At 63.0% G+C, this 12,556-nt stretch carries 9 protein-coding genes; all 9 read right to left on the bottom strand.

The window, feature by feature from the left end; translation table 11 throughout:
• Window positions 1–7 precede the first annotated feature (7 nt).
• Window positions 8–685, bottom strand: a complete 678-nt coding sequence (locus H567_RS0111540) for a CBS and ACT domain-containing protein (protein WP_028321519.1) — start codon at window positions 683–685, stop codon at window positions 8–10.
• 303 nt (window positions 686–988) lie between these two features.
• Window positions 989–1,954, bottom strand: a complete 966-nt coding sequence (locus H567_RS0111535) for a histone deacetylase family protein (protein WP_028321518.1) — start codon at window positions 1,952–1,954, stop codon at window positions 989–991.
• Between the two features lie 61 nt (window positions 1,955–2,015).
• Window positions 2,016–3,926: a propionyl-CoA synthetase gene (locus H567_RS0111530; protein ID WP_028321517.1), complete on the bottom strand. Its 1,911-nt coding sequence runs from the start codon at window positions 3,924–3,926 to the stop codon at window positions 2,016–2,018.
• Window positions 3,927–4,242: 316 nt separating this feature from the next.
• Window positions 4,243–4,803 carry an isochorismatase family protein gene (locus tag H567_RS0111525; protein ID WP_028321516.1) on the bottom strand — a complete coding sequence of 187 codons (561 nt, stop codon included), beginning with the start codon at window positions 4,801–4,803 and terminating at the stop codon, window positions 4,243–4,245.
• 112 nt (window positions 4,804–4,915) lie between these two features.
• A complete protein-coding gene (gene acs / locus H567_RS0111520) occupies window positions 4,916–6,886 on the bottom strand; it encodes an acetate--CoA ligase (protein WP_028321515.1) in 1,971 nt (656 codons plus the stop codon).
• Between the two features lie 445 nt (window positions 6,887–7,331).
• Window positions 7,332–9,137, bottom strand: coding sequence for a sodium:solute symporter family protein (locus H567_RS0111515; RefSeq protein ID WP_028321514.1), 1,806 nt, complete (start codon window positions 9,135–9,137; stop codon window positions 7,332–7,334).
• A gap of 51 nt (window positions 9,138–9,188) precedes the next feature.
• The gene (locus tag H567_RS0111510; RefSeq protein WP_028321513.1) at window positions 9,189–9,449 is read right to left on the bottom strand and encodes a DUF4212 domain-containing protein; all 261 of its coding nucleotides are present in this window, start codon (window positions 9,447–9,449) and stop codon (window positions 9,189–9,191) included.
• 169 nt (window positions 9,450–9,618) lie between these two features.
• Complete coding sequence (locus H567_RS0111500; RefSeq protein ID WP_028321512.1) at window positions 9,619–10,320, bottom strand: 3'-5' exonuclease; 702 nt, start codon at window positions 10,318–10,320, stop codon at window positions 9,619–9,621.
• 19 nt (window positions 10,321–10,339) lie between these two features.
• Window positions 10,340–12,325 (bottom strand): putative nucleotidyltransferase substrate binding domain-containing protein, encoded by a 1,986-nt coding sequence (locus H567_RS0111495; RefSeq protein WP_153306156.1) that lies wholly within the window; start codon window positions 12,323–12,325, stop codon window positions 10,340–10,342.
• Window positions 12,326–12,556: the final 231 nt, after the last annotated feature.

The raw sequence follows: 12,556 nt of genomic DNA, 5'->3' as shown, positions 1-12,556 counted from the left end.
CCCATCTTCATGGTCCGGCGCGGAACGGCTTCAGATACCAGTCGAGCGGGTTGAGGAGCGTGAAGCCCAGGGCCTCTAGCCGCCGCTTGATGCGGATGGTGTTGTTGGTGAAGAGATAGGGGAAAAAGGCTCGTTTGTCGCGCTCCCAATCCCGCGCCACCAGGACGCTGCCGAGGCGGATGCCCTCTTCGGTGACGGCGTCCACGATCCGCTTCATCTGACCGGGGTGTTCGTCGGCCAGAACGCACAGGAGCGTCCCGGGCTCGTTGAGCCCCAGGACCTCCTCGAAGGCCCGCAGCATGTCTCTGAGGGAGATGATCCCGATGACCCTGCGGTGTTCGTCGACGACCGGCAGGGTGCCCACATGGGCCCTCAGGATCAGGATCAGCGCGTCCTGGAGAGTGTGCACGGGGGCGACGGTCACAGGGTCCCTGGTCATCAGATCCTTCACCTGGACCGCTGCCATCCGCTCGTGTTCCCTCCGGGCCTCCTCCGGCGTCAGGAGCCCCGACGGGAGGGCGCTCCGAAGGTCGCGGTCGGTCACGATGCCGAGCAGGACCCCGTCCTCCCCCACCACGGGAAGCGAGGGGATCCCGTGCGTCTTCATGGCTTCCCGGGCCTCGAGCAGGCCGGCCTCCGGGCCGATGGTAACGACCTTGCGGGTCATGGACCGTTCGATGAACATGCGTTCTCCCTTCTCCTCGCGGGGTTGGACGCCCCGGCCATATCCCCGTGGATCCCTCCCGGCCCCCCGAAAGGGACGCCGCTGCCGCGACGGGGCGTCCGTCAAGCCCAAGTCCGTCGTTCCGCTTCGGGGATGCCGTCCCGAACATTCAATCATTCAGGGGACCGCCGAATCTGACCTGGGGCTCGCCTCTGCGTTTGGAATCCCTGAAAACACTGGAAACACTTCTGGTCCCGTGAAGAAACGGCTGATTCAAATTCGATGCATTCCTGCCTTTGGCGCCTGCACGTTTCCGGAGGCGCCTCAGCCGCCTGGCCGGTCAAGCCCGAGGAGGATCCCGAGGTGATTGCGGGTCAGCTCCGGCAGACGCTCCAGGCAATACCCGCCCTCGAGGACCGAGACCAGCCTCCCGCCGGCGTGCCGTTCGGCCAGGTCCGTGATTTTTTCCATCACCCATGAAAATCCTGCGGTCGACAGCTGGATGTTGGACATGTCGTCCTCCGCATGGGCGTCGAAGCCGGTGGACACCAGGATGAACTCCGGCTCGAACTGGTCGAAGGCCGGGATGAGATCCTTTTCGAAGGCGTGCCGGTAGGCGGCATCCCCTTCTCCGGGGAGGATCGGCGAGTTCAGGGTGAAGCCCAGGCCCGGTCCGGTCCCCCTCTCGAACTCGCGGCCCGTGCCGGGATAAGCGAAGGTCGGGTGTTCGTGGATGGAGTAGAAGAAGACGCCGGGGTCCTTCTCGAAGATGTGCTGCGTCCCGTTGCCGTGGTGGACGTCGAAATCGACGATGCCGATCCGCTGGAGGCCCCACGCCGTCTGGAGATATCGGGCGGCGATGGCGATATTGTTCAGGAAGCAGAAGCCCATCGCCCGGTCTTCCTCGGCGTGATGGCCCGGTGGCCGGATCGCGCAGAAGGCGTTGTCGACCTCCCTTTCCATGACCATCCGCACGGCCTCGAGCACCCCGCCGACGGCAAGCATGGCGGTGGCGAAGGTCTCCTCGCAGATCTGGTTGTCGGGGTGGTCCATCTCTGAGCGCCCCATCAGGCAGATTTCCTCGAAGCGGCGGATGTGGGCGATGCTGTGGACGGCCTCCACCCGCTGCGGATCGGCGGCGACGGCGGCGATCGGCACGAGCCGCCCGAGCAGTCCGTTTTGCCTCGCCGCCCTGTGGATCACCTCCAGACGCTCCGGTGCCTCCGGGTGGAAAGGGCCCGTGCGGTGGAGCAGAAAGCGCTCGTCATAGAGGAAACCCGTTTTTTTCATAGCCTGTCGGGGGGTGGCTCCCCGGTTTCCGATGGTTTGTTTCAGCCGGGCCTCCCCGCCCTCAGCCGGGATTTTTGGGGTGAGGCCCGTACCCGATGGCCACGAGGGAGTCCCGGATCTCGTCCAGGATGACGGGGTCGTCGATGGTCGAGGGCACCGCGACCGCCCCCCCGTCGGCGAGCTTGCGCATCGTGCCCCGCAGGATCTTTCCGGACCGGGTCTTCGGAAGGCGTTTGACCACCACCGCCTTCTTGAACGAGGCTACTGCGCCGATCTCTTCGCGGACCATCCGGACGACCTCGGCGATGATCTCCTCGTGCGGGCGGTCGACCCCGCTCTTCAGGACGATCATGCCGACCGGAACCTGCCCCTTCAGGTCGTCGGCGGCGCCCACCACGGCGCACTCCGCCACATCCGGGTGCCTCGAGAGGACCTCCTCCATGCCGCCGGTGGAAAGCCGGTGCCCCGCCACGTTCAGCACATCGTCCACCCGCCCCATGACGAAGACATACCCGTCCTCGTCCATGTAGCCTCCGTCGCCGGTCAGATAGTAGCCCGGGTAGGGCTTCATGTAGGAGTTCAGGAAGCGTTCGTCATCCTTCCAGAGGGTCGGCAGGTTGCTCGGGGGAAGAGGCAGTTTCACGACGATCATCCCGTTTTCGTTGGGTCCGAGTTCCTTGGCCGTCGCGGGGTCCAGGATCTTCAGGTTGTAGCCGGGCATCGGCATGGTCGCCGACCCGGGCTTGATGGGAAAGGTCTCGAGCCCCAGGAAGTTGCCTGCGATCGCCCAGCCGGTCTCGGTCTGCCACCAGTGGTCGATGACGGGCCGCTGCAGCAGCCGGCTCGCCCAATGGTAGGTGTCGGGGTCGGTCCGCTCCCCGGCCAGGAAAAGGGCCTCGAACCGGCTGAGGTTGTAGGGTTTGAGGAAGGCCCCCTGGGCGTCTTCGCGCTTGATGGCGCGGATGGCGGTGGGGGCCGTAAAAAGCGCCTTGACCCCATGTTCGGAGATCACGCGCCAGAAGGCGCCGGGGTCCGGCGTCCCGACCGGTTTCCCTTCGTAGACGATGGTGGTGGCCCCCATGAAAAGAGGCGCATAGACGATGTAGGAGTGGCCGACGACCCACCCGACGTCGGAGGCGGCCCAGTAGACATCGCCGGGGCCGATGTTGTAGATGTGCTTCATGCTCCAGGCGAGCGCGACGGCATGCCCGCCGTTGTCACGGACGACCCCCTTCGGACGTCCGGTGGTCCCGGAGGTGTAAAGGATATACAGGGGGTCCGTCGCTTCGACGGAGACGCACCCGGCGGGGGCGGCGTGCGCCTCCAGGTCCTCCCAGTCGTGGTCGCGGCCGGGGACGAGGGGGGCCTCGACCATCGGGCGCTGGAGGATGACGCAGTGTTCGGGCTTGTGGACCGCGATCCGGATCGCCTCGTCGAGGAGGGGCTTGTACGGGATCACCCGCTTCACCTCGATGCCACAGGAGGCGGAAAGGATCGCCTTGGGCCGGGCGTCGTCGATGCGGACAGCCAGTTCCCGTGCGGCGAACCCGCCGAAGACGACCGAATGGATGGCGCCCAGCCGCGCGCAGGCCAGCATGGAGAGGACCGCTTCGGGGATCATGGGCATGTAGACGATGACCGTATCCCCCTTTTCCACCCCGAGGCCCTTCAGGAACCCGGCGATGCGGGCGACCCTGTCGAGGAGTTCCTGGTAGGTCGCCACCGAAGTGGTGCCGGTCACCGGGCTGTCATAAATGATCGCCGGCTGGCTCCCCCTTCCTTCCTGGACGTGCCGGTCGACGGCGTTGAAGCAGGTGTTGAGGCGCCCTCCCTTGAACCATTGACAGAACGGCAGCCGCGAGTCGTCCAGGACCGTGTCCCATCTCCGGTCCCAGATGATCGCTTCGGCGGCCTTTCCCCAGAAGGACGCAGGCCTTTCGATCGATTCCGTGTACGCTTCCCGATAATTCATAATCCCTCCGTTTGAAATCGTTTGGTTGCGCATGCGTTCTATCCGGGGGGCAAGAAACGCGTTCTCCATCTGCAGTTAATCCTTTCCTTTCCTTTCCTTTCTGTCCTTCAACGGCTCAGCGCCGTTCCTTCGGGGCGGGTCCCGGTCCGGCCCGTTGCATCGTCCATTGGCACACTGGCTTGTGTCCGGGCCTGCAGATCGTCTCCACCCGGCCGTCTGATTTTCTGGGTATGCGCCAAAAAAACCGCATTTCCCGATGGAGGGTTTGCGTGTGCCGGACCATCGTTGCCGGGTCCGAAGGGTGTTTCAATGGACGCTATTTCAGCCGCTTCGAGATGACCTTGAAAGGTTCGGTGCCCGCCTTGACGAGGAGTTTGAAGAGAACGGTTTCGGTGGCGGTGATGACGGCCCCGGCATCGCGCATCTCCGCAATCCCCATCCTGAAATTTCCCTTGGTGCGGGAGCAGACGGCGTCCTGCACGACCTGGACGATGTATCCGGCACGCATCAGGCCGAGGGCGGTCTGGAGGATGCAGATGTGCGTTTCCATGCCCGCCAGAAGAAGCGCAGGCCTGCCCGCCGCCGCCACCTTTTCGATGAACCCGATCTCCCGGCAGCAGTCGAAGGCGGTTTTTTCGAACGGTTCATAAACGGTCAGAGCGCTCCGGATCTCCTTCAGGGTGGGGCCCAGGCCTCTGGGATACTGCTCGGTCACGAGGACGGGGAGGTGGAGCACTCGGGCGGCCTCCAGCAGGTGCAGGCAGTTGCCGATGACCATCTCTTTCACCTTCTCCTCCATGGCGGCGGCGAGTCTCTCCTGGAGGTCGATCAGGACAAGCAGGACCTGTTCTTTTCCAAGAAGGAATCTGTCACCCATAAGGCCTCCCAACGGATTGAAAACGGTGGATGTTCAAGCGCGGCGGGTCTGGAGGCGATAGCTCCACCACCCGCCGCTTCAGTTGCGAGACACGGTCATGGGGGAGAGCCGGTTAGAGCCGCTCCTTCACCAGGTTGTCGACGACCGACGGGTCGGCCAGGGTGGAGGTGTCTCCGAGTTCATCCAGCTGCCCCTGGGCGATCTTGCGCAGGATGCGGCGCATGATCTTGCCGCTGCGCGTCTTGGGGAGCCCGGGTGCGAATTGCAGCTTGTCCGGGGATGCGATGGGGCCGATCACCTTGCGGACATGCTGGATGAGGGTCTTCTTGAGTTCGTCGCTCGGCTGGAAGCCCTCCTTCAAGGTCACGAAGACGTAGATCCCCTCGCCCTTGACGTCGTGGGGAAAGCCCACCACGGCGGATTCGGCCACCGCTTCGTGGCTGACGAGGGCCGACTCCACCTCCGCGGTTCCAAGGCGGTGTCCTGAGATGTTGATGACGTCATCGATCCGCCCCATGAGCCAGTAATCCCCGTCCTCGTCCACCCGCGCGCCGTCGCCGGTCAGATAGACGCCCGGGAGCCGCGAAAAGTAGACCTCCTTGATCCGCTTGTTTTCCGGGTCGCCGTAGGTCCCTCGGAGCATCCCGGGCCAGGGCTTTTCGATGATCAAATAGCCGCCTTCATTCTTCCCGGCCGGGGTTCCGTCCTCCTTCACAACCTTTGGAAATACACCCGGGAAGGGGCGGCAGGCCGAGCCGGGCTTGAGGGTCATGGCACCGGGAAGGGGCGTGATCAGGATGCCTCCCGTCTCCGTCTGCCACCAGGTGTCGACGATCGGAAGCCGGCCTTTCCCTACGTGCTCATAATACCACATCCAGGCCTCGGGGTTGATGGGTTCCCCGACGGTTCCCAGCAGACGCAAGGACGAGAGATCGTGGCGGGTGACCCAGGAGGTCCCTTCGCGCATGAGGGCCCGGATGGCGGTGGGGGCGGTGTAGATGATGTTGGCCTGGTGTTTGTCGACGATCTCCCAGAACCGGCCGGCGTTCGGGTAGGTCGGGATCCCTTCGAACATCAGGCTGGTCGCGCCCGCCGCGAGCGGCCCGTAGACGATGTAGCTGTGCCCGGTCACCCAGCCGATGTCCGCCGTGCAAAAGTGGATATGTTCGTCATGGTAGTCGAAGATCCACTTGAAGGTCAACGTGGTGTAGAGGAGATAGCCGCCGGTGGTGTGGAGAACGCCCTTCGGTTTGCCGGTCGAGCCCGAGGTGTAAAGGATGAATAGGGGGTCTTCCGCATCCATCACCTCGGGTTCGCAGACGTTGCCCACCTCGGGGGAGGCCATCTCGTCGTGCCACCAGACATCCCGCTTGGGGTCCATGGCCGCATCCCCGGCCCGGTGGACGACGATCATCCGATTGACGAACGGGCACGCCTTGACGGCTTCGTCGGCGTTGGCCTTGAGCGGGACGAGCCGGCCGCCGCGGACGCCGTTGTCGGCGGTGACCACCATGCTCGACTGGCAGTCCAGGATCCGGTCCTGGAGGGACTGCGGGCTGAACCCGCCGAAGACGATGCTGTGGATCGCCCCGATCCGCGCGCATCCCAGCATGGCGATGACGAGCTCCGGGATCATGGGGAGATAGATCGTGACGCGATCACCCTTCTTGATCCCGTTCTTTTTGAGCACGTTCGCGAAGCGGTTCACTTCGTAGGCGAGCTGCTGGTAGGTGTAGGTCCGGTAGCTGCCGTCGTCCGCCTCCCAGATGATGGCCGCCTTGTTGCGGGTGGCCCCTCCGAGGTGGCGGTCGAGGCAGTTGTAGGAGGCGTTCAATTTGCCGTTCACGAAGAATTTGATAGAGGGTTTGTGAAAATCCCAATCCCAGACCTTGTCCCACTTCCGGTACCAGTTCAGATGCGTTTCGGCCATTTCGCCCCAGAACCCCTCCGGGTCTTCGGCCGAGCGCTTGTACAGCGCCTCGTATTCCGCCATGCTGCGGATATGCGCCGTCCTGCTGAATGCCTCCGGCGGCGGGAAGGTCCGCTCTTCCGACATCAACACCTTGATGCTTTCATCGACCATCGGGTTAGCCTCCTGTTCGTAATGGGGGTGTCGAGGGCCCGGACAGCCCTTCACGGTCTTCCGGTGCCTAAGGCTGGTCCGGGTGCACCGAATAAGGATGAAATAGGGAGAACTCGCATGTGAGTCAAGATCTGTGCCAAAAGGTTCGATCGAGCCTTGGGTCTGCGCCCGGATGTTCTTTTGATGAGGCACATGCAATGATCTTGCCTGCGAGCGGTGAGGCCGCCTCGAAGCCCTCCGCTCGAGGGAGCATTCGCGCCTGAGTTTACGGACAACAAAGGTTGATATCCCGAGGGAGTTTTCGAGCCGGAAATGACGATTTTCAGCCGAGATCAAGGAAATCGAGCGTTCGCGCGGAGGCGACCTTCAAGGCCGCCGCACAAGCGAATGTGCAGATTGACGCCGAGATCGGGTGAAAAGACCATTTCCGGCCGGAAACTCAAACTCAGATGGTTCTCGGGTAGCGCAGACTCTCCACCATCCGCTGCACCTCCTGCGGGGGCTCTTTTGTGATCTTGGAGACCACGAACATGACGATGAAGTTGATGAGCATGCCGATGGTGCCGATCCCTTCGGGGGAGATGCCCCAGAGCCAGTGGGCGGCGTTGTTGAGTTCAGGGTTGATGAATTTGAAATAGATGATGTAGATCGCCGTGAAGAGGATTCCGCAGATCATGCCGGCGATGGCGCCTTCTTTGGTGGCCCGCTTCCAGAAGATCCCCATGATGATGAGGGGGAAGAAGGAGGAGGCCGCCAGGCCGAAGGCGAAGGCGACCACCTGCGCCACGAACCCCGGCGGGTGGATGCCGAAGTAGCCTGCGACGAGGACCGCCAGCCCCGCGCCGATCCGGGCGTAGACCAGCTCCATTTTTTCGGAGGTCGAGGGGGCGAGGATGCTCTTGATCAGGTCGTGCGAAAGGGCTGCGGCGATGACGAGCAGGAGTCCGGCGGCGGTCGAGAGGGCCGCCGCCAGGCCTCCGGCGGCGACCAGGGCCACCACCCAGTTCGGGAGCCTGGCGATCTCCGGGTTGGCGAGGACCATGATGTCCTGGTCCACGTAGAGTTCATTGCGGCTTGTCTCGATGGGCGTTTGCGGGGTCGAGACCACCTGCTCACCGTATGGGCCGATCTCCATCTGCCCGTCGGGGGTCTTGGCAAAGGCGATCTTCCCGGCAAACGCATTCCCCGGGGCGTACTGGATCTTGCCGTCGCCGTTCTTGTCCTTCCAAGCGATCAGCCCGGTCTTGGACCAGTTCTTGATCCATTGGGGGGCCTGCTCATAGGCTTTGTTGTTGACGCTCAGAAGCAGGTTGAAGCGGGCGAAGGAGGCGACTGCCGGAGCGGTGGTGTACAGGAGGGCGATGAAAAAGAGGGCCCAGCCGGCCGAGGCCCGCGCGCCGCGGATGGTCGGCGTGGTGAAGAAGCGGATGATGATGTGGGGAAGCCCCGCGGTGCCCACCATCAGGGCGAAGGTGATCATGAAGACGTCGATCGTGCTCTTGGCGCCGGCGCCGGTGTAGGCCTTGAAGCCGAGGTCCTGCTGCAGCAGATCGAGCTTGTCCAGCAGGTAGCCGCCGGTCGTTCCCAGCAGTTGCTGCCCTCCTTCACTGAGCGAGCTTCCGAAGCCGAGCTGCGGGATCGGGTTGCCGGTCAGCATGATGGAGATGAAGATCGCCGGCAGCATGTAGGCGACAATCAGCACGCAGTACTGGGCGACCTGGGTGTAGGTGATGCCCTTCATCCCGCCGAGGACGGCGTAGAAGAAGACGATCGCCATGCCGATGATGACCCCCGTGTTGATGCTGACCTCCAGGAAGCGCGAAAAGACGATGCCGACGCCGCGCATCTGGCCCGCCACGTAAGTGAACGAGACGAAGATCGCGCAGAGGACCGCCACCACGCGGGCGGCGTTGGAATAGTAGCGCTCGCCCACGAACATGGGGACGGTGAACTTCCCGTACTTGCGGAGGTAGGGGGCGAGGAGCATGGCCAGGAGCACGTAGCCGCCCGTCCAGCCCATCAGGTACATGGCGCCGTCGCGCCCCATGAAGGAGATCAGACCGGCCATGGAGATGAACGAGGCCGCGGACATCCAGTCCGCCCCGGTCGCCATGCCGTTGAGGACCGGCGGTACACGCCGCTCGGCCACGTAAAAGTCTCCGGTCGTTTTGGCTTTGGCCCATATGGCGATGCTGATGTACAAGGAAAAGGACAACCCGACAATGATCCAGGTCCATGCTAAGATACCCATAGCTCTATCCTTTCATCTTTGGGGTTGGCGGGAGCCGACGGGATGGGACGGCTACTTTTCTTCGACGTCGAACCGCTTGTCGAGGTTGTTCATCAGCTTCACGTAGACGAAGATCAGGATGACGAAAACCACCTCGGATCCCTGGTTGGCAAACCAGAAACCCAGCCTGAACCCGCCGAAATAAATGTGGCTGAGCGCATCGGCGAGCAGGATGCCGCAGACATAGGAAACCAGAAACCAGATGGACAGCAGGATGACGACATAAGTCAGGTTCATCCGCCAGTACGCCGCAAAATTCTGCTTCGTTTCCATAACTCCTCCTCTTTTCCTGTGGGTTGTTCGGACGTTTACGAACCCGGCGCAGCCGCGGGCCTCAGGCGTCCTTCCGCTCCTTCTCTTGTTTGATCACCTCCTTTGTCATCCTCATGTCATCGCCTGCCAAAGCAGGAACCAATTCCTCGCACCGGCCCTTTCAGGACGCTCAGATCACCATCCCGGGCTGGTTGAGTTTCCGTGAAGGGTTACCGACCCGCAGGAGATCCGCGAGCGTCCGGATGCCCTGGCGTGCCAGCCGCGGCAGCAGCCGCTGAAACACCTGGGCGGTCATGAAGGCATCCATCAGGGCGTTGTGGGCACCCTGCACGGGGATGCCCAGGTCCTTGGCGATCTCATAGAGCTGATAGTTTTTCGGGGTGAAGCTCTCGTCCCCCTGGTTCGGGGTGTTCCAGCGGATCCAGTCCACGAGGGTCAGCGTGTCGAGCACCGGGTTGGTCAGCGATGCGCCCGAAATGCGTTTGAGTTCACGGTTGATGAAGTGGAGGTCGATGCTGATGTAATGGCCCACCAGGACGGCGTCTTCGCAGAATGCCAGAAATTCGGAGATGATGTCGTCGATGAGCGGTTTTTCGACCACTTCGGACGGCGTGATCTCGTGGATGACGATCGCATCGTGCTTCATCTCGCTGCCCGGTCTGACCAGACGATAGAAGGTCCGCCCCATCTCGATCCGTCCTTCGGCCATCTTGAGGGCGCCGATGGACAGGATGGAATCCCGCTTCCGGTCGAGGCCCGTCAACTCCGTGTCCAGGATGACATAGGAGGCCTCCGGGGCCGGAAGATCCGATCTGTCCCCTGCGCCGGTTGCGGGCTCGCTGCGGGTCTTTCTCCTGAAAAGGTTGATCAAAACAAACCCCTTCCGCTCTTCAGATCTTTATCGGTTCGTGCCTTTCCTGGACGAGAAACTGGAGTTTGGCGATGAAGGTGAAGATGGCGCGCAGGGCCTGCTTCTCGAGCCGGTTGAGACGGTCCGGATCGAGAAAGGAGGACGCCGTGCCCGCGCCCGCAGAATATTGTTCGTGCTGGGTCCGAAGCCAGAGGCCGCTCATGATCTCGAAGGCATACTCCAGTTCCTGGCAGTGCGGCCGCAGGTGCTGAGAGCGCTCCCTGAGGGCGCCGAGCCTTTCGCAGGTCGAGGTCTCCCGGATCCCCTCCTCCAGGGCGTACAGGCGGACCATGTCGACGAGCGGTTTCAACCCCTTCTGCTTCAAATCGAAACATCCCTTGTGTTCGCCTTCCTTTTCGAGAATGAACCGCTTGAAGGCGCTGACGGGAGGGGAGGTCTTGACGATCGTGAGGCCCATGACGTTCAGAAAGACGCCGTGTCGGGCGATGCGGTCGAAAACCGCGCTTCTCAGGTCTTCGGCCAGGGTTTCGTCGCCGAAGCGCGCGCGGAAGTCGAGGACCGGCAGGGATGCCTCGATGGATCCGCGGTCCGCCCGCTTGATCCATTCGAAAAAGCGGTTTTTCCAGGCGGTGGAAGAATGGAAGGGGCAGGCCTCATGGCCGGATGCGCCGCCCCCCCCGGCGGGGAAGCCCAGCCGTTCCAGGGCGCGTACAATGGCGTCCGAAAGCTCGCCGAAATAGCGGGCCGCGGGCTCCGCGGTCTCCGGGGAGGGAGGGTCTGCGAAGAGGAGGGCATTGCGCTGGGGGAGCATAAAGATCTGCTCCTTACGGCCTGCGCAGCCGAAGGACAGGAAGCAATAGGGCAGAGGGGCGCGTCCCAGCCGGCGTTCCTCCAGGCTCACCACCTGCCGGATCAGCCGGTCGTACACCTCGTTCAGGATCCTGAGGATGTGATTGGTCTTGACCCCCTCCTGGAGGAAGGCGCCGACCATGGACTGGATCCTTGCGGCGGGGTCCACCAGGCCGTCGATGGAAGGCTGGCTTTCGAGTTCCTGCACGATGGCGATCGGCGATGTCCCCTGAAGCCGCAGGAGGTCCTGGGCGGTCACGATGCCTTTGAGCCGGCCGCCCTCGACCACCAGGAGGTGGCGGATGTTGTAGTGCAGCATCTTGAAGAGGGCCTCGATGCAGTGTTCGGCCGCCTCGGCCTTGACCAGGGAGACGCTCTGGATGCGCCGGGCGGGTTGGGATACATCCCGGTTCCGGGAGACCACGCGGTCCCGGAAGTCTTTGTTGGTGACGATCCCCGCCGGCAGACCGAGCGCGTTCAAAAGGACGAGGGAGCCGATCCGGCGGGCCATCATGATCTCGGCGGCCTCGCGGATGGAGATTTCCTCGGAGGCGGTGACCAGGTCGCGTTTGACCAGTTCTCCGACCGGCGTCGTGAAAAGGAGCCTTTCGCCTCCCCCGTAGAGGAGTTTCTTCTTCCCGATCTCCCGGTGGGGTTTGTGGACATAACGGTTGTAGAAATCCGAGAAGAACTGCTGGGCGAAGGCCGGCTGGCTCTTGAGAAGATTCAGGGTGGTCGCCCGATCGAGCACGAAAAAGGTCGTGTCTTCAAGGGTGACGGCCTCTCCGCGGGGCCGTCCGCCGGTCAGCAGGGAGAGAAAGCCGAGGATCTCACCGGTGCCCCGGTAGTCGATCAGGGCGTCGTCGTTGCGGCCGAAAGGGAGCGTGATCTTGACCGCCCCTTCTTTGATGATCCGGAGGCGGTCGACGGGCGGCCCGGCAGGTTCATGGATGACGCTGCCCCCGCGGTGGGTTTCCACCTCCAGGCGGTCGGCCAGATCCTGCAGGACCCCGGGCTCCAGATCCTGAAAGAGCGGTGAGCGTGTCAAAAAACGGATGATGTTTTCCCGGTCCATGATGGATTGGTTAAGCAACTCCTGTGCCGGGGGAGCGAGTTTGGCGCCCTTGAATTGTAATGAATCGATATCGTTGATCAATTTATTGAAAGAGGGCGCGCTCGGACCCGCGGTGCGGCCTCTCCGGATCCGGGGAAGAGGCCTGTCGTGCTACATAAGGTAACAGGATGCCTGGATGCGGGGCGCCACCGGGAGATCCGGGCAGGCATCGACCTCCGGCGACATGCGGGGACGGAGGGTGGAACCGGCTCCCGCGCATGGGTCCGCCGGCGAAAAAGACCTGCCTCCTGGAGAAATCGCGGCCGGTCGGGC

The organism is Desulfatiglans anilini DSM 4660, from assembly GCF_000422285.1.
GTDB classification, from domain to species: Bacteria; Desulfobacterota; DSM-4660; order Desulfatiglandales; family Desulfatiglandaceae; genus Desulfatiglans; species Desulfatiglans anilini.
The sequence above is the reverse complement of the archived record's forward strand: the minus strand, read 5'-3'. Positions and strand labels throughout refer to the sequence as shown.

Bases quoted from the DNA above. Each gene is read 5' to 3' on its own strand.
- H567_RS0111540 (WP_028321519.1), bottom strand. From the start codon at position 685: ATGTTCATCGAACGGTCCATGACCCGCAAGGTCGTTACCATCGGCCCG.
- H567_RS0111535 (WP_028321518.1), bottom strand. From the start codon at position 1,954: ATGAAAAAAACGGGTTTCCTCTATGACGAGCGCTTTCTGCTCCACCGC.
- H567_RS0111530 (WP_028321517.1), bottom strand. From the start codon at position 3,926: ATGAATTATCGGGAAGCGTACACGGAATCGATCGAAAGGCCTGCGTCC.
- H567_RS0111525 (WP_028321516.1), bottom strand. From the start codon at position 4,803: ATGGGTGACAGATTCCTTCTTGGAAAAGAACAGGTCCTGCTTGTCCTG.
- acs (WP_028321515.1), bottom strand. From the start codon at position 6,886: ATGGTCGATGAAAGCATCAAGGTGTTGATGTCGGAAGAGCGGACCTTC.
- H567_RS0111515 (WP_028321514.1), bottom strand. From the start codon at position 9,137: ATGGGTATCTTAGCATGGACCTGGATCATTGTCGGGTTGTCCTTTTCC.
- H567_RS0111510 (WP_028321513.1), bottom strand. From the start codon at position 9,449: ATGGAAACGAAGCAGAATTTTGCGGCGTACTGGCGGATGAACCTGACT.